Genomic DNA, 17,227 nt, shown 5'->3' on the forward strand with positions numbered 1-17,227 from the left:
CGTATGAGGAGGCGCTTTTTATGACTACATTTAATCCGGGTGAAGTAACGGTCACACATTTACAAAGCGACTACTTAGAGCGAGAAATTACATTATCAGTATATTTGCCGAAAGATTATTCTGATTTATATAAATCGAAAGTAATTTTTTGTTTTGATGGTCGTGATTTTCTAAGGTATGGTCAACTTCATCGTGTTTATGAGAAATTAAGAAAAAATGGGGAAGTCGAACGTGCAATCATCGTCGGACTGCATTATCAAAATGTGAAGATACGTCATATGGAATTCCATCCAGAAGGTGAAAAAGCTGCACAAACCGTTCAAGCTGTCGCGAATGAGATCTTACCGTGGATTGATGAAAATTTTGCGACATATAAAGTGGGGAATGCGAGAATTTTATTGGGAGATAGTTTAGCAGGGAGTATTGCACTATTAACTGCGCTCTCATATCCACGTGTGATGAGTCAAGTCGGCTTGTTGAGTCCGCATTATGATGATATTGTGAAACTCATTTTTGATCGTTGCCAGTTTAAATCAGAATTAAATATTTGGCACGCGGTTGGGAAAGAAGAAATTGATTTTAAATTGCCAACAAGTGGTGAACGTGCTGATTTCTTAACCCCTAACCGTACGTTAAAAGATTTATTTGAATCAAAACAAATGACATATTACTACGAGGAATTAGAAGGTGGGCACAATTGGAAAACTTGGCAGAAAGAATTGCCAAAAATGTTAACTTACTTTTTAGGTAACTAGTTTTAAGAAAATTTGCTATAATAAAAGTAAGCGAATACAAAGGAGGAATTCAAATGATTTTAGGATTAGCGTTAATTCCGTCAAAAGATTTCCAAAGCGAGGTCAACGCTTATCGTAAACGTTATGATAAGCACTACACAATGATTCAACCTCATATTACGATTAAAAGTAATTTTGAAATTGATGAAAATGATCTTGATCAAGTTAAAGCTGAAATAGAAAAGCGTTTAGAGGGTGCACAACCTACAGAAGTTTATGTGTCAAAAGCTTCAAATTTTGCACCGGTAACAAACGTTATTTATTTTAAAGTGGAGAAAAATGCAGCGCTAGAAGATTTATTCAACCGTTTTGATGGGGAAGATTTTTACGGTGAAGCAGAACATGCATTTGTTCCACATTTTACGATTGCGCAAGGTTTAACGAGCCAAGAGTTTGAAGATATTTATGGTCAGGTCCGCTTAGCAGGTATTGATCATAAAGAAACAATTGATACCTTATCATTGATGCAATTTAAAGAAGATGTAGAAGAATGGAAAGAAATTGCTACTTTTTCTTTAGCGTAACGAGAGAAAAGTAAAAATGGACTGATGACGCATAAGTTGTGCGTATCAGTCCATTTTTTATGTTTCAAACAAGGCTAAGTGATAGGAACGGCCAATGAGTAAGGGGATTTTTGTTGGTGTGACTGATGTCTCTTAGAATGATTTGCAGCGTTTACTCAGCTAGTAAGCAAAATATGTAATCACTGATAGCTGTTGTTAGGGTGTGAACAAAAATATTTGTATTTTAGTACCTTCTCTCTACGCCAAAATTGACGCCTGAGAGATAGGCGACGCGCTCAATATATTTTATATGTGAGTGTAGGTTAGTAAACTGACTTTAATTCTTTTACTCAGTATGATTTGTAGTAGTTTGAGTTTTTTTAAAGCATGAAAAGGTATTGAATGTCACAATTTGAATGAAAATAAAAACGACTTTGAAACTAGCGTTATGTGTGTTTCGAAGTCGTCATCGAGATATTTTACTATGCGTGACGTTGTTTGACAAAATAAACGCCATAAAACAGTGCTAAGAAAAAGATAAGTAGTGCTGCGAAATAAAAGGTAAAAATAGGACTCCCCATGAATTGCGATATCGGACCTCCGAATAGGGGCCCTAACATCGCACCAAAACCTTGAATACTGTTGATGACGCCCCAAGTTTCTTCTTGCTCACTCGGATGAATGAATTGTGCCATAAATGTGTTCCAAGTCGGTAAAAGTAAACCGTACAAAAGACCGATGAATAACGCAATGATCCACACGATAATAATTTGCTGAATCAATGTTAACGCAAAAATTGCTAAGCCATAAATGATAAACCCTGCGAAAATCACACTATACATAAAGCGTGTAGAGTATGCATCTATCATTTTAGATAAGAACAACATCGAAATCGTACAACCGATGCCCCCAATCACAATAGCCACAGTATATTCAACGGTACTCACACCGACGATATCCACTGCATATTGAGGCAATACAGGTATGAGCGCACTAATTGCAATACCTTGGAGTAAAATTCCTGGAAAGAGCACAAGGTGTCGCTTAGAAACACTGACAATTTGTTTCAGCTGTTGTCTCACATTTTTCGTATTGTAATCCGTTAACTTCACTTTTACAAAATAATAAAGGATAAAGGCAAGCGCAACACAGAGCGACATTAAAAAGTTAAAGTGTGTCGGATGGGCTTTGAAAATTAAGTTCATTCCGATCATACCGGCTAACATCCCTGCAAGCCATGCGAAATAAACGTAACCCATTTGTGTGCCACGTCTTCTTTCATCAACACTGGCAAGCATGATAACCCAAATAGGACAGACAGCAACACCAAGCATGACTGCACTCAAAATAAGGATGAGTGGTGAAGTCGGCATCCAAATAATTAAAATGAGACTCACTAAAGCGAGAAAAAAGCCGGAAGTGAGTACAATTCTAGGACCATAACGTTTCAATACAAAGCCGACGAAAAAATTTGTAATTGAGTCAGAAATAAAATGTATGGAAATTGCAATCGAAGTAATACTAACGGCAATGGTTGTTGCTGTTGGTAATAAAGGTAAATAACTTAATACATACATACCCCTTGCAAATTCCATCAGAAATAAAATGACTAATAGGATATAAAAATTCCGCATAGCCATTTTATTTGACGAGTAGTTTTGCATATAAAGGCACCTTTCCATATACAGTTTCGAATGTTGAAGCATTGTAAAGTAAATCTAACAAGTCTTGGCATAAACGTTTCGTCGCATGTGGTTGACGTGCCTCGCTCATGTTCTGAATCATTTGGTCGATTTCGTACGAGTGACGTGTTAAATATGTGACAATATCAATTGCTTCAGATGGTGTGTTTGCAATTTTACCAAAGCCTTTTTGTTCGAAGTAAAGTGCATTTTCTAATTCTTGACCTGGCGCAGGATTCAAGAAAATCATTGGTATTTTTCGGATTAACGCTTCAGAAATTGTAATACCACCTGGTTTGGTAATCATGAGGTGACTTGCTGCCATCCATTCATTCATATGCTGGGTATAACCTAAAATCAGCACATTTGGATGATCTTTGAACGCAGCAGACAATTGGCGTTTGAGTTCTTTACTATGGCCGCAAATCATGACCACTTGTGCATTCTGGCTTTCATCAAGTATACGTTGAATCATTTCGTCAAACCCTTTAGACACACCAAAAGCGCCCGCCGACATTAAAATCGTTTGTGCGTCGGGGTCAAGGTCATGTTGACGTAACCAAGCTGCACGGTCTAACGGTTCTTCAAATTGTTCGGAAATAGGAATTCCTGTTACCTTAATGCGGTCACTTGGAATGCCCACTGATTCAAACTCTTGCTTCAAATCATGTGTGGCGACATAATAGCGTTCAGAATTTGGTGTAATCCAGTTTTTGTGCATACGATAATCCGTCATCACCGTAGCGATCGGAATGTTCATATTAAATTGCTCTGTTAATACAGACATCACTGGCGTCGGAAAAGTTAACAAAATCAAATCTGGTTTTTCTTTTAATAGTAAGTTGAGTAATTTATTCAAACCATAATATTTATAGAAGCACTTATCTAATTGATCAGGGCGACTATAATAAAATGCTTTATACATACGGCGGAAATATTTAAAACTATTGATGTACCACTTTTTAGTAATCGTTGTCATAATCGGATGTGCTTCTAAAAACAAATCACGTTGTATGACTGTCAGATTGTCAAGATTCATTTGATTCAACTGTTCAACAATACTGTTCGTCACTTGAATATGGCCGTTGCCGAATGAACCGGTGATAATCAATATTTTTTTCTTTTCAGTGATCATGAAAGCCACCCTCCGAAATATTTAGACTTTAACTGGTTCTATGTTAGTGTACCGCAATTTGTACGTCTTGTGAAAAGTTATAAGGATTTTGACAAAACGAAAACAATGCTAAAATTATTTTGACTGTACACCTTGTGATAAAAGATGAGAAAATGTGTGTACGTAACCTATATTTTACAGTAAATTCATTATATTATCTTAATATACTCCATAGATAGGCACAATAGTCATTTACACATTTCAGTCTTGAGATGTAAGAAAGAATAAAATAATATTTAAATCAATATACCCATTAATAAAAATTTGAATCGCCTTTGACTGATAAAAAGCAATTGCCGCGCTATAAAAATACGTGACATTTAATGGGATTTCAAGTAAAAACGTGTATAATAAATGGGTGTATATATAAAGGAGAGATGTCTGTGAATGCACAACAATTATTTGATCATATATTAATTAAACAGGTCATAGGACGTTTAGATATTGAAGTGAATGATGTGACGACAGATTCGCGTCAAGCAAAGGCGGGCAGTATCTTTGTCGCGTCAAAAGGCTATACCGTCGATAGTCATCGTTTTGTGCAAGACGTCGTAGAACAAGGATGTCAGATTGTTGTTGTGAATCGTATGCTTGAATTACAAGGTGAGGTCACACAAGTCGTTGTGCCAGACACGTTACGTGTGGCGAGTCATTTAGTGCACCATCTTTATGATTTTCCAAGCAAGCAACTGACGACAATCGGTGTCACAGGTACAAACGGTAAGACATCGATTGCGACGATGATTCATCATATTTATCGTAAACTTGGTAAAGGCAGTGCGTATTTAGGGACGAACGGCTTTCAAATTAACGAAAAAGTAACAAAAGGTGCCAACACAACGCCAGAAACCGTTGTATTAACGAAGAAAATTCATGAAGCAGTAGAAGCAGGGGCTGAAGCGATGACGTTGGAGGTATCCTCACACGGTCTCAGCTTAGGGCGTTTAAGTGGTGTAGAATTTGATGTTGCAATCTTTTCAAATTTGACACAAGATCATCTCGATTTTCATGGCTCGATGGAAGCATATGGTCATGCGAAGTCGTTGTTATTCAGTCAATTAGGACAAGATTTGAGTCGTGATAAATATGTCATTATTAACGCAGACGATCCATTTTCTACTTATTTAAAATCAGTCACACCTTATGAAAGTCTCACATATGGTATCGAACAAGAGGCACAGTTCATGGCAACAAACATTCATGAATCATTACAAGGCGTGACGTTCGATTTTGTGACGCCTTTTGGTACATATCCAGTGCGCTCACCTTACGTCGGTCGCTTTAACATTGCGAACTTAATGGCAGCCATGTTAGGTGTATGGGTGAAAGGTGCGCCACTCGAAACAGTAACGCAAGTGGTAGCCGATCTAGAACCTGTAGAAGGCCGTTTAGAAGTGCTCGACCCGTCATTGCCAATTGATTTAATAATCGATTATGCACATACGGCAGATGGGATGTCTAAATTGATTGATGCGGTTGAACCGTTCGTCAAACAAAAACTCATTTTCCTCGTCGGTATGGCGGGTGAACGTGATTTGACAAAAACACCTGAAATGGGACGTGTCGCTTCACGTGCGGACTATGTGATCTTTACACCGGATAATCCGGCAAATGATGACCCGAAAATGCTGACGGCCGAGCTTGCGAAAGGTGCAACACATGACAATTATGTCGAGTTTACTGATCGTGCGGAAGGGATTCGACATGCAATTGAAGTGGCAGAACCAGGTGATACCGTCGTGCTTGCATCTAAAGGTCGTGAGCCGTATCAAATTATGCCAGGTCATGTCAAAGTGCCGCATCGTGATGATTTAATTGGATTAGAAGCAGCTTATCAAAAATTCGGTGGAGGTCCAAATGAAGATTAGGGAAAGTCATAGTGAAAACTATTCAGCAAAAGTTTGGTTATATCACAATCAGAAAGAACAATATATTGTCGTATCGATTCCAGATTTATACTGGTCGATTCAAATAGAAGATACGTTATATGGTGAGGAACTAACAGAACATTTATTTGTGCATTTATTTAATGTGATCGATGAGGAAGAAGCACAAATTTTAGCATTACGTATAACGAGATGGATACAAGAAGTTTGATGAATTAAAGGAGACAAACAATGAGTATTAAAAATGAAGTAGAATCCCGCAAGACATTTGCAATTATTTCTCACCCTGATGCTGGGAAAACGACATTAACTGAGAAATTATTGTACTTTAGTGGTGCCATTCGTGAAGCAGGGACAGTCAAAGGGAAGAAAACTGGTAAATTTGCGACGAGTGACTGGATGAAAGTCGAACAAGAACGTGGAATTTCGGTGACAAGTTCAGTGATGCAATTTGATTATGATGATTTCAAGATCAATATTTTAGATACACCAGGGCATGAAGATTTCTCTGAAGATACGTATCGTACGTTAATGGCGGTCGATAGCGCAGTCATGGTGATTGACTGTGCGAAAGGGATTGAACCACAAACATTAAAATTATTCAAAGTATGTAAAATGCGTGGAATTCCTATTTTTACATTTATTAACAAATTGGACCGTGTTGGGAAAGAACCGTTTGATTTATTAGATGAAATTGAGTCAACACTTGGAATTGAAACATATCCGATGAACTGGCCGATCGGTATGGGACAAAACTTCTTCGGGATTATTGACCGAGAAGCGCGTACAATCGAACCGTTCCGTGATGAAGAAAACATTTTGCACATTAATGAAGATTACGAATTAGAAGAGGCACATGACATTGCGAATGATAGTATCTTTACGCAAGCGATAGAAGAATTGATGCTCGTGGATGAAGCGGGTGAATCGTTCGATAAAGACGCGCTCATGCGTGGGGATTTGACACCGGTCTTTTTCGGTTCAGCTTTAGCGAATTTCGGCGTACAGAATTTCTTGAATGCGTATGTCGATCATGCCCCAATGCCACACGCACGTCAAACGGATGAAGACGTTGAAGTAAGTCCATTCGATACAGATTTTTCAGGCTTTATCTTTAAAATCCAAGCGAACATGGACCCGAAACACCGTGACCGTATTGCCTTTATGCGTGTTGTGAGTGGCGCATTTGAACGTGGAATGGATGTGACGTTGCAACGAACAGGCAAAAAGCAAAAAATTACGCGTTCAACGAGTTTTATGGCTGATGACAAATCGACAGTGAATCATGCTGTCGCGGGTGATATTATCGGTTTGTATGATACAGGGAATTATCAAATTGGAGATACACTTGTATCAGGGAACCAAAAATTCCATTTCAAGGCATTGCCTCAGTTCACGCCTGAAATTTTCATGAAAGTATCGCCGAAAAATGTGATGAAACAGAAACATTTCCATAAAGGGATTGAACAGCTCGTGCAAGAAGGGGCGATTCAATATTACAAATCACCACATACCAATCAAATTATTTTAGGCGCGGTGGGACAACTCCAATTTGAAGTGTTCGAACATCGCATGAACAATGAATATAATGTTGATGTGGTTATGGAACCTGTCGGCAAAAAAATCGCACGTTGGATTGAAAATGAAGAAGATGTACAAGATAAGATGAGTACAAGTCGTTCGATTTTAGTGAATGACCGCTATGATAATAAAGTATTTTTATTTGAAAATGATTTTGCGACACGTTGGTTTGAAGAAAAATTCCCGGAAATTAAACTTTATAGTTTGTTATAATGATGATGACAGATAAGCGATGATTCGTAAACTTTGCGTCGAATGGCGCAAGGTTTACTGTTTTTCATGATGAACACGTCGCCTAAAATAATAAAAAATGAGAAGCGTTGATTTCTATTATTTTTAAATTTTAGGATAATAGACTGTTATTTTCATAAAAAATTGGGTATAATGTTAACATCATCATTAAATACCTGTGACTGACTATTGTCAGAGGGGAGTAACTTGATTAACGTGTTAATCGTTAATAACGCTTTGTCGTCATTACGAAGAATCTGAATTTCTTCCGGTGAAGCGGGCATGATACATTGCTAAGTGAGACCTTTGCTATTGATTTAGCATGGGTCTCTTTAATTATGTCTGTCACTGTTCGTGCGTTTTCAGGCGCAACAATGAAGTGATACAGGGCGAGGACATGTGCCCATATAAAAAATTGAAGGAGTGGTCTGTTAATGGATCCGAGTTTGTTGTTATCTTATGGTTGGGTTGTATTAGTACTCGTCTTTTTAGAGGGACTATTGGCCGCAGATAATGCAATTGTAATGGCTGTTATGGTGAAACATCTACCACCAGAACAGCGTAAAAAAGCATTGTTTTATGGTTTATTAGGGGCATTTGTTTTCCGTTTTATCGCATTGTTCTTAATTAGTATTTTAGCGAATTTTTGGTGGATTCAAGCGATTGGTGCGGCATACCTTATTTATATGTCCGCTAAAAACTTATATGACTTTTTCAAACATAAAAGTGAAGGACACGAACACCCAGACAACGATGACCATCATTTCGATGAGTCAGGTGTTGAGAAAAAAGTCAGTGCAAAAGAATTTTGGGGTACCGTACTCAAAGTTGAAGTTGCAGATATTGCCTTTGCGATTGACTCAATGTTGGCTGCATTAGCGATTGCAGTAACATTACCAACGATAGGTGTACATTTCGGTGGTATGGATGCAGGACAATTTGCAGTGATGTTCATCGGTGGACTTATCGGTGTGATTTTAATGCGTTTTGCTGCAACATTCTTTGTCGAGTTGCTGAACAAATATCCTGGTCTTGAAGGTGCTGCCTTTGCAATTGTTGGATGGGTCGGAATTAAACTGGTAGTACTTGTATTAGCACATGAAGACATCGGCATTCTTCCACACGAATTCCCACATTCTACAGTGTGGCAAATCATCTTCTGGACGGTGATGATTGGACTTGTCATCGTTGGTTGGCTTACATCAGCAGTGCATAATAAAAAGCACGATGAATCATAAAACTTAAATAAGTATGTTTGATTAAGGCTAGGGTATTTAGGACCCTGGCCTTTTTACGTTTAGGTCAGCCATATGCGTGTATTAAGATTAAATAAGGTATATTTAAGATGCACTTGTTTGCTGTAATTTGTAAACGAGTCGTTTAATCCGAATCAAATCGAACGGGTTAAACGTAGACGCACAACAAGCAATACAACTTAAATACTGTTCAAAAAGTTTGCGCTATATAAGTAAATATTACAGAAATTTAAGTAGCGATATGTCATAATAGGTAAAAGAGATACATAAGGAGGGCGTGCAATGGATCGAGATAAGAAACATGTGATTCCAAGGCATCATTATAAGCGCAAACGTCGCGAATATTTCCATAACGAAGAGCGTGAAGAAAGACTTAAAGCTGAAGAAAAAGAAAACGCGCTCAAAGCTGAAAAGGAAAAAAAGCAAGTAAAAAATAATGAAGAACGTGTCAAAGATAATCTGCGAAAAGCACGTATTGAAAAGTTAACGCATGACGATGGTGATAAAAATCAGCAACCATCTGAAACAACGGATGCAGAAAAATCTAAAGCTGCACGACCACTTGATGCGACTTCATCAGTGACGATTAACGGTAGCCAAGCAACAGAAGCGGCGCATACGGATGCTGACGCGAATACAGCAGAAGAATCGAATAAGTCGACACAACATGAATCAGAAACAACAAAAACGCAAGATGAAGCACTACATACAAAGGACAATTCACAAACAGAATCGTCGAAACATCAATATACAACAAAGCGTGATTGGACTGAAAAAGTCACACAATTTATTTCTAGAGAATGGGCGAAGATTTTAATTGTACTCGCGGCTATTCTCGTATTACTGTTATTGTTTGCAATTTTTAATAACGTCAATAAAAGTGACAATGCGAACATGAAGCAAACGCTAGAAACGCAACAAAAAGAAAAAGGCACAAATAAAAAAGTTACGCAAACGATGACGAATGCGAATACAGCTGTAAAATCTGTCGTTTCTATTGAAAATAATAGTCAGCCTACACCAGATGCAGTTCAGAATCCAGATGCTCAGGCACAAGTTGAAAAAGAAAGTGGATCAGGTGTCGTCTACAAACGAGTAGGCGACACTCTTTATATACTGACAAATGCGCACGTTGTCGGTGATCGTAAAGAACATGAACTCACTTTTGGTAACAACCAAACGGCTAAGGCTAATGTGATAGGTAAATATAAAATGGCTGATATTGCTGTGATGACGATGAAAGCACCCAAAGACGATACGTTAAAGCCACTTGAACACGGAGACTCTAGTGCAGTTGTATTAGGCGAACCGGTTTTAGTTGTGGGGAATCCACTTAGCTTGGATTTCCAAAATACAGTTGGGGAAGGCATCGTGTCAGGGTTAAATCGTGATGTACCAGTCGATTTCAATCAAGATAATGAATATGATACATTGCTCAGTGCATTCCAAGTTGATGCACCAATTAATCCAGGTGATTCAGGTGGCGCGGTAGTCGATCAAGAAGGTCATTTAATAGGCATCGCATCACTTAAAATCAACATGCCGAGTGTTCAAAATATGGGGTTTGCCATTCCAATTAACTCAGCGTTAGCGGTTGCCAAAAAAATTGAAAAAGAAGGCGACATTCAACAACCGAAGACGGATATTGACATGCAAAACGTCGCGGATGTAGATAAAGCGACACGTGATGCATATAAGATACCTCAAGAAGTGACAACAGGAGTCGTCGTTCAAAAAGTTAACGACAGCAGTCCTGCGAAAAATTCTGGTTTGAAAAAAGGCGATGTCATAGTAGAATTAGATAGTAAACCTATCAAAGATAATTTGGCTTATAAACAAAAGTTAACGCAACACATCGATCAACAAAAGCCAGTGAAGTTAAAGGTCTTACGTGAAAATGAGGTGAAGGAAATCTCATTCAAATTGAAATAACTTTGGGGTGAATGACTTGTCCATAGTCAAATTACTACTAAAAAAATCCAGCCCACAACAAGGGATTGTCTTGTATTACCTTGTCGCAATTGTTGGCGCTTTTTTGCTGCTTAATCTGCCAGGTGTTCACAAACCTGGTGTAAAAGTAGCACCGATTGACACGTTGTTTGTAGCGGTATCAGGTGTGAGTGTAACAGGGTTAACACCCGTCAATATTTCCGAGACGTATTCCGTATTTGGATATATTGTTTTGTTGATCATTCTCAACATTGGTGGTATCGGCGTCATGGCAATCGGTACGTTGTTATGGGTTGTATTAGGCAAGCACATTGGTATACGTGAACGTCAACTCATTATGTTAGATAACAATAGAGAGGCGATGAGTGGGACAGTCAAACTGATTTTAGACATTGTGAGAGCAATTTTAGTGATTGAATTTGTAGGTGCAACACTACTCGCATTTTATTTTTACCAAGATATTCATGATTTAAAAGAAGCGATATTGCAAGGGGTCTTCGTTTCCATTTCTGCAACGACAAACGGAGGACTAGACATTACGGGAGAGTCATTAATTCCATACGCGAATGATTACTTTGTACAAACGATAGTGATGTTTCTCATCGTTTTGGGTTCAATCGGTTTCCCGGTATTATTAGAAATTAAAGCGTACATTAAAAACAGAATTCCTAACTTCCGATTTTCACTGTTTACTAAAGTGACAACGGTGACGTATTTATTTATTTTAATTGCAGGTGTGATTGGAATTTTATTTATCGAAGCTAATGGTGTATTCGCGAATGAGTCATGGCATAAAACGTTATTTTATGCGATGTTTCAGTCTGTGTCGACGCGAAGTGCAGGTTTGCAAACTTTTGATGTATCGCAGTTTTCAGATGCGACAAACTTATTAATGGGGGGATTGATGTTTATCGGTTCCTCACCAAGTTCTGTAGGTGGTGGTATACGTACAACAACGTTTGCCATTATGGTATTGTTTGTCATTAATTATAAACCGAACGCTGAAAAGTCATCAATTAGAGTATTCAACCGTGAAATTCACAACCAAGATATTCAACGTTCATTTGCGGTATTTTGTATCGCGATTATGATGACGTTTATTGGAACGTTTATCATCATGTTAAATGAAGGGCAACATATCGAATTCATTAAGATTTATTTTGAAATTATGTCGGCATTCGGAACATGTGGATTATCGACAGGCATCACATCAGAGCTTGGTAGCGTTTCAAAAGTCGTGTTGATGTTTTTAATGTTTGTCGGACGTGTGGGCTTGATTTCGTTCATTATTATGATGAGTGGGAATCGAGAGCCAGCGAAGTATCATTTTCCGAAAGAGCGCATTCAAATTGGCTAATCATTAATAAAATCATGGAAATAGGCCATAAAGTTTTTGATGCTATTGGTGCAGTACTTTGCTTTACTTGCCCTATTCCTAAGATTTAAATTTTTGATTGCCCGTATGGCTTCGCGTTCCGAGGGGCTAGCCCTTCAACTCAATTCGGCTTAATTGAAACATACATGAAGTAGAAGGCGAATTGGATTTTGGGAGCAGTACAGAAATCTGATGTGCAACAAAGATTTCGTAGTACTGCCCCCGCAAGGCTGACGAGACTTCTCAAAAGTAAAACATTGAGAAGTCAGACAGCTACTGTTTAATGCGAGCCTTCAAAAACACAGTTCATAGCGAAAGGGTAAATGAAATCAAATATTGCATCAAAACAATCAAAAAATTTCATGTCCTATCCGCAAATAAGAAAGCCATACCATGTTTTCATTTCTGACATGGTATGGCTATTTTTATAGAGCATTGTAAATTTTATTCGTCCATATGCTGCTTAATATGTTGTGTGACCTCGACCCAACCACGCCATCCGATATGAACAGCATCACTCATATAGTATGGTTCATAGTCCCGATGTGATAAATCAACGACATGGCCATGGTGGTCTTCGATAGTTTTTACGATTTTTTCATTGACTGGTGTACGTCTGTCACGTGGAAGATTGATGTGATCGTACCATTTTCCATTAACAGGGATTAACACGTACTGTACATCCGCACCTGCAGCGTTGAGTGTATCCACCAAGAGGGATAAATCATCATACTCAACAGATTTCAAGTGGAACTCATGGTCACGACTAACAGACTTTTTATGTTTTAACTTTTTCCAATATTCATCCTTGATTTGGTAAGGATTAGACTGACTGTGATGTGCACCATATTGATGCGCTTCTTGATCTAATGCTTTCCAATTCAATGGTTGCTTTTGACTTTTATCAAATAATCTTGGCAATTTCCCTTGATGATGAAATGGCAAGTAGCTTTTCAATGCTTCCATTTTCTCAAGGTGATTCGCATAGAGTGGGTTTAAGAAATGCCCATCTGCTTTATCTGTCTTTGCATAGTGTTTTAAAAAGTCATTGTCTTTATTGTCTTTAAAGTGCAACAAACGTTTGGCTAAGCGTGTTTTAATATCGTTAGAAATATTTGGATTATTGAATATACTATTAATTTGTAACTGAGAAGCACGACCTTGATAATTGTCTTCAGTTAAGCCGTTTCTCGTAAACCATTGTGGTGAGACAATAATCGTCATTTTTTTATGCTTTAAATGGTCATATTGCGCACCTAACGTCATCAACTGAATTAAATCCGTGGAACCCCCAGTACCCACATAAAAGAGATTTTTCGTATGCCCCTTTAATAAGATGGCAGGTTGAAATGGATCCTCTTTATTGAGCTCACTCGAACCATAAACGGGGTAGTAATCAGGGTCCTTAATCATAGCTTCTTGCACATATTGGCCTTTTAACATATCACTATCTGTTGACACTTGATACTTCGGTAGTTGGTTTGCAATATGCGGTGGCACAAACCATTTGGCTGGTAATATGATAAAAATACCGAATAATAGAATACTCGCCAAAAAAGCAATGATGTAAGGTTGTTTTAGCTTCATTGTAATTTTGCCAATTCGTTAATGATTTGATTTGGCGTACCCCAATCTTCTCTATTAAAGTCCATAATTGGTACTTCTATATCAAGTTCATCTTGAAACGCAACTAATAATTGTACAGATTGCATCGAATCCATAATGCCTTCATCAAAAATATGAATATCAGGATTTGTTTTCACAATATCATCATCGGCAACTTCTGCAATAATATCTAAAACTTTTTCATTAAATTCCATAAAACTCTCTCCTTAAATTAATTGTCCTGAAAAGATTAAAAAGCCAAATGCGACACAGTGGAATGTGATAACGATACTCAGTGCATTGATCACTGGATGATCCCACTTACCGAAACGCTTTTTACGCCATTTTTCATAGTGGTTGTACAAAAAGAATAACAAGGCGTGATATAAACCATACGCCACATAAAACCATTCAAATCCGTGCCAAAGCCCCATAATACCGAAGTTCAGTAAGAAAGCAAGGTTAGACACATGGAAATTTGATTTAATGTATTTTTTCTTAGTCATAAAGAAAATAAAACGCATGTAAATACAATCACGGAACCAGAATGATAGACTCATATGCCATCTGTTCCAGAAATCTTTAATATTTTTTGCTCTAAACGGTTGATTAAAGTTCATAGGTGTTTCAATACCATACAAATAACTCAATGCAATCGCGAATAAACTGTAACCTGCAAAATCAAAGAACAGATATAAACTATAACCATACATGTATATGACGTAATCGCCAAACGAATCGAGGTGACCTGTATAAGGTGTTACAAAATATTGTTGGACGAAATGTGCAATGATGTATTTGTATAGTAAACCTATCATAATATAATGAATCGCTTTGCCAAGTAGTTGTGAATATTTGTCCATAGCGATTTCTTTATCGTAATCTTTCACAAAACGACGATAACGGTCAATCGGGCCAGAAGATATCGTAGGGAAGAACGTAATGAATTGTACGAGCTTCTTCACATCTACAGTTTGTTTTAATGTACCGTCATGAATTTCCATAATCAGTTGAACACTTTTGAACATAATGTACGAAATACCGAGGAATCCGAACAATTCCACGATTTTTGAGCTATGCAAATGCAGCTGACCAGAGCCTAGCCACGAACTTTGTAAGAGTTTAACCATAAAGAGTGGCAGGATAGATAGAATCATTGTCGTAATGTAAAGTGGTGTGGAGCGCTTGTTGGCTCTAAGTCGCTCGAACCCTTTAATAATTATCGTTTGCCAAACAATGTACAAAACAAGGCTCAGTAAATGATAACTTAAGTATTTATTACCGAAAAAGTGATGCTGATCATCAGCAAATATGACAACAATCATAATCAATGTACTGATAAGATTGTAAGTTTTAGATCTTTTGCCTAACAATCCAAGTATGATCACAGGTAACAGCACAATGAGCGCAATCGCAAAAAAGTGAAAGCTACTATATGGGATCATGATTGATATACCTCGTTAATTCGTTTGCGGTCGAGTTTACCATTGTTTGTCAGTGGCATCTCTTCGGCAATTTCGATTTTTTTAGGAATCATATAATCAGGCAGTTCTGTTTTAAGACGTTGCTTGACTTCTTTTGGTACATCTGCTGGGTCGATGTCTTCCGTATTTAATTTGACAACACCTTTTAAGTAAGCAATCTTATCCTTTTTGTAAATCGGGACAACCAAAGAGGTGTTCACAAATGGAAGTGCATTCATTTTAGCTTCAATTTCTTCAAGTTCCATGCGGTAGCCGTTATATTTGATTTGGTTATCAATACGACCTTTAATAAACCACATGTCATCTTCAAATACAGCTTTGTCACCTGAATAGTAAGCGCGGTTATCGCCATCTTTGAAAAAGGCTTTCTCTGTTTTTTCAGGGTCTTTTAAATAACCTGCACTCACTGAATTACCAGTGATAATGAGTTCTCCTTCTTCAGTCACACTCAATGTTGTGCCTTTTCTTGGTAAGCCGACAGGGACATACTTATGGCGATCAAGTACCGCTTGTGTCACTCTAATACTTGTAATCGCAACAGTCGCTTCTGTTGGGCCATACGTGTTAAATAAATAAGATTGCGGGAACTTGTTTAATAACGTTTGCGCTGTATGGTGTCCTAATACTTCACCACAGAATAAGAATGTACGTAAGTGTGGCATTCCTTCTTCATTGACATTCGGTAACATTAAACAAATTTCCATAAATGATGGGGTAGAAACCCAAACATTAATTTTCTCGTTTTGGAATAAGTCATATAATTTTTTAGGTGCTGCAATCATTTCTTTATTAACTAACAATAACGTACCGCCAGAAATGAGACACGGATAAATCGCCATAACAGATAAATCAAATGAGAAGGGCGCTTGGTTTAACCAAACATCTTTCGTGTGATATTGGTTCAGTAAGTCCACCCAATTTGCGAACTCTACTAAACTCTCGTAATAAATCTTCACACCTTTAGGGAGACCTGTAGATCCTGATGTGAAAATCGTATAGGCGATACCATCATTTTTCATTAATGGCAATGATGATACAGTTTCAAAAGATTGAATGTCTTGAATTGTAATTTCTGTCACACCTTCATAATTGAGCGGTGTATCAGTCGTATTAATTAAAAATTGTGGTGAAACTTTTTCTATAATATGTTGAATACGGTTCATCGGAATAGATTGATCAATTGGGACGTAACCACATCCGGCTTTAAGTGCACCAATCATCCCCACAACCATATATGGAGACATGTGGCCATAAACAATAACAGGGTTGTCGCTTTTAAGCAGTTGTGATGCTAAGCGTGTAGAAAAACTATCTAACTCTAGATAAGTTAATGATTCACTCTGATGTTGTACGGCAACACGGTCCGGCTGCGTTTGACTGTGCTGTGAAATCATTGTTAAAACATCTTTCATGTGTCGGCTCCTTTAATGATTAAAAATCGTTGTAGATAAAAGTATTTTGTGTATCGCCATTACCATAAATAAAATACAAAGTCAGCATAATTGCAAAATAGAGCAATGTTAATGCGACTGTTTTAATCGGCAATTGATTTAATTTCATAATTAATTTTCACCTTCTGCATAATATGACATGAAGATTAAACTACATCATTTAACCCAGATAAAATTAATGTAATTTAATACTTTATGAAAGTCAGTTCATTTCTTGAAAAAAAGGATAAAAATACAAGAAAATAGGTCTAGAGT

The 17,227-nt window shown here is 37.6% G+C and carries 15 protein-coding genes; 8 read left to right on the forward strand and 7 right to left on the reverse strand.

Going from position 1 to position 17,227, the window contains the following annotated elements:
- The first annotated feature begins 20 nt into the window (after positions 1–20).
- Both CD138_RS04025 and CD138_RS04030 read left to right on the forward strand, forming a co-directional pair.
- Positions 21–755, forward strand: a complete 735-nt coding sequence (locus CD138_RS04025; protein ID WP_019167268.1) for an esterase family protein — start codon at positions 21–23, stop codon at positions 753–755.
- A 53-nt stretch (positions 756–808) separates the two neighbouring features.
- Positions 809–1,318 carry a 2'-5' RNA ligase family protein gene (locus CD138_RS04030; RefSeq protein ID WP_019167267.1) on the forward strand — a complete coding sequence of 170 codons (510 nt, stop codon included), beginning with the start codon at positions 809–811 and terminating at the stop codon, positions 1,316–1,318.
- A gap of 461 nt (positions 1,319–1,779) precedes the next feature.
- Here the strand turns inward: CD138_RS04030 and ltaA are convergent, their stop codons facing one another.
- Together ltaA and CD138_RS04040 are read right to left on the reverse strand one after the other, a co-directional pair.
- A complete protein-coding gene (ltaA, locus tag CD138_RS04035; protein ID WP_019167266.1) occupies positions 1,780–2,961 on the reverse strand; it encodes a lipoteichoic acid biosynthesis MFS flippase LtaA in 1,182 nt (393 codons plus the stop codon).
- Positions 2,939–4,114, reverse strand: a complete 1,176-nt coding sequence (locus CD138_RS04040; RefSeq protein WP_019167265.1) for a diglucosyl diacylglycerol synthase — start codon at positions 4,112–4,114, stop codon at positions 2,939–2,941. Before CD138_RS04040 ends, ltaA begins: the two co-directional genes overlap by 23 nt.
- 422 nt (positions 4,115–4,536) lie before the next feature.
- Here CD138_RS04040 and CD138_RS04045 point away from each other — a divergent pair, with 422 nt between their 5' ends.
- The 6 genes from CD138_RS04045 to CD138_RS04070 all read left to right on the forward strand — a co-directional run bounded on the left by CD138_RS04045 (position 4,537) and on the right by CD138_RS04070 (position 12,414).
- On the forward strand, positions 4,537–6,021 hold the full coding sequence (locus CD138_RS04045) for a UDP-N-acetylmuramoyl-L-alanyl-D-glutamate--L-lysine ligase (protein ID WP_019167264.1): 1,485 nt from the start codon (positions 4,537–4,539) through the stop codon (positions 6,019–6,021).
- A complete protein-coding gene (locus CD138_RS04050; RefSeq protein WP_019167263.1) occupies positions 6,011–6,250 on the forward strand; it encodes a YueH family protein in 240 nt (79 codons plus the stop codon). The genes CD138_RS04045 and CD138_RS04050 overlap by 11 nt, the downstream gene beginning before the upstream one ends.
- Positions 6,251–6,270: 20 nt before the next feature.
- Positions 6,271–7,833 (forward strand): peptide chain release factor 3, encoded by a 1,563-nt coding sequence (locus CD138_RS04055; RefSeq protein ID WP_019167262.1) that lies wholly within the window; start codon positions 6,271–6,273, stop codon positions 7,831–7,833.
- 446 nt (positions 7,834–8,279) lie between these two features.
- Positions 8,280–9,089, forward strand: coding sequence for a TerC family protein (locus CD138_RS04060; protein WP_174700867.1), 810 nt, complete (start codon positions 8,280–8,282; stop codon positions 9,087–9,089).
- Between the two features lie 300 nt (positions 9,090–9,389).
- Positions 9,390–11,039, forward strand: coding sequence for a S1C family serine protease (locus CD138_RS04065; RefSeq protein WP_019167260.1), 1,650 nt, complete (start codon positions 9,390–9,392; stop codon positions 11,037–11,039).
- Positions 11,040–11,055: 16 nt separating this feature from the next.
- Complete coding sequence (locus tag CD138_RS04070; RefSeq protein WP_019167259.1) at positions 11,056–12,414, forward strand: TrkH family potassium uptake protein; 1,359 nt, start codon at positions 11,056–11,058, stop codon at positions 12,412–12,414.
- A 462-nt stretch (positions 12,415–12,876) separates the two neighbouring features.
- Here CD138_RS04070 and dltD read toward each other — a convergent pair whose 3' ends face one another.
- Genes dltD through CD138_RS04095 form a run of 5 tightly spaced genes read right to left on the reverse strand, consistent with a single transcriptional unit; the run spans position 12,877 to position 17,081 of the window.
- Positions 12,877–14,019 carry a D-alanyl-lipoteichoic acid biosynthesis protein DltD gene (gene dltD / locus CD138_RS04075; RefSeq protein WP_019167258.1) on the reverse strand — a complete coding sequence of 381 codons (1,143 nt, stop codon included), beginning with the start codon at positions 14,017–14,019 and terminating at the stop codon, positions 12,877–12,879.
- Positions 14,016–14,252, reverse strand: coding sequence for a D-alanine--poly(phosphoribitol) ligase subunit DltC (gene dltC, locus CD138_RS04080; protein WP_019167257.1), 237 nt, complete (start codon positions 14,250–14,252; stop codon positions 14,016–14,018). The genes dltD and dltC overlap by 4 nt, the downstream gene beginning before the upstream one ends.
- Positions 14,253–14,264: 12 nt before the next feature.
- Positions 14,265–15,482 carry a D-alanyl-lipoteichoic acid biosynthesis protein DltB gene (dltB, locus tag CD138_RS04085; protein WP_019167256.1) on the reverse strand — a complete coding sequence of 406 codons (1,218 nt, stop codon included), beginning with the start codon at positions 15,480–15,482 and terminating at the stop codon, positions 14,265–14,267.
- Positions 15,479–16,933 carry a D-alanine--poly(phosphoribitol) ligase subunit DltA gene (dltA, locus tag CD138_RS04090; protein ID WP_019167255.1) on the reverse strand — a complete coding sequence of 485 codons (1,455 nt, stop codon included), beginning with the start codon at positions 16,931–16,933 and terminating at the stop codon, positions 15,479–15,481. Before dltA ends, dltB begins: the two co-directional genes overlap by 4 nt.
- A gap of 19 nt (positions 16,934–16,952) precedes the next feature.
- On the reverse strand, positions 16,953–17,081 hold the full coding sequence (locus CD138_RS04095; protein WP_019167254.1) for a teichoic acid D-Ala incorporation-associated protein DltX: 129 nt from the start codon (positions 17,079–17,081) through the stop codon (positions 16,953–16,955).
- Positions 17,082–17,227: the final 146 nt, after the last annotated feature.

Origin of the sequence: Staphylococcus intermedius NCTC 11048, from assembly GCF_002902385.1 — a bacterium.
GTDB lineage: Bacteria > Bacillota > Bacilli > Staphylococcales > Staphylococcaceae > Staphylococcus > Staphylococcus intermedius.

Excerpts from the sequence above, each read along its gene's own strand:
- CD138_RS04050 (WP_019167263.1), top strand. The coding sequence starts at position 6,011 with ATGAAGATTAGGGAAAGTCATAGTGAAAACTATTCAGCAAAAGTTTGG.
- CD138_RS04095 (WP_019167254.1), bottom strand. The coding sequence starts at position 17,081 with ATGAAATTAAATCAATTGCCGATTAAAACAGTCGCATTAACATTGCTC.
- CD138_RS04040 (WP_019167265.1), bottom strand. The coding sequence starts at position 4,114 with ATGATCACTGAAAAGAAAAAAATATTGATTATCACCGGTTCATTCGGC.
- dltA (WP_019167255.1), bottom strand. The coding sequence starts at position 16,933 with ATGAAAGATGTTTTAACAATGATTTCACAGCACAGTCAAACGCAGCCG.
- dltB (WP_019167256.1), bottom strand. The coding sequence starts at position 15,482 with ATGATCCCATATAGTAGCTTTCACTTTTTTGCGATTGCGCTCATTGTG.
- CD138_RS04030 (WP_019167267.1), top strand. The coding sequence starts at position 809 with ATGATTTTAGGATTAGCGTTAATTCCGTCAAAAGATTTCCAAAGCGAG.
- CD138_RS04025 (WP_019167268.1), top strand. The coding sequence starts at position 21 with ATGACTACATTTAATCCGGGTGAAGTAACGGTCACACATTTACAAAGC.
- CD138_RS04055 (WP_019167262.1), top strand. The coding sequence starts at position 6,271 with ATGAGTATTAAAAATGAAGTAGAATCCCGCAAGACATTTGCAATTATT.
- CD138_RS04065 (WP_019167260.1), top strand. The coding sequence starts at position 9,390 with ATGGATCGAGATAAGAAACATGTGATTCCAAGGCATCATTATAAGCGC.
- dltC (WP_019167257.1), bottom strand. The coding sequence starts at position 14,252 with ATGGAATTTAATGAAAAAGTTTTAGATATTATTGCAGAAGTTGCCGAT.
- dltD (WP_019167258.1), bottom strand. The coding sequence starts at position 14,019 with ATGAAGCTAAAACAACCTTACATCATTGCTTTTTTGGCGAGTATTCTA.
- ltaA (WP_019167266.1), bottom strand. The coding sequence starts at position 2,961 with ATGCAAAACTACTCGTCAAATAAAATGGCTATGCGGAATTTTTATATC.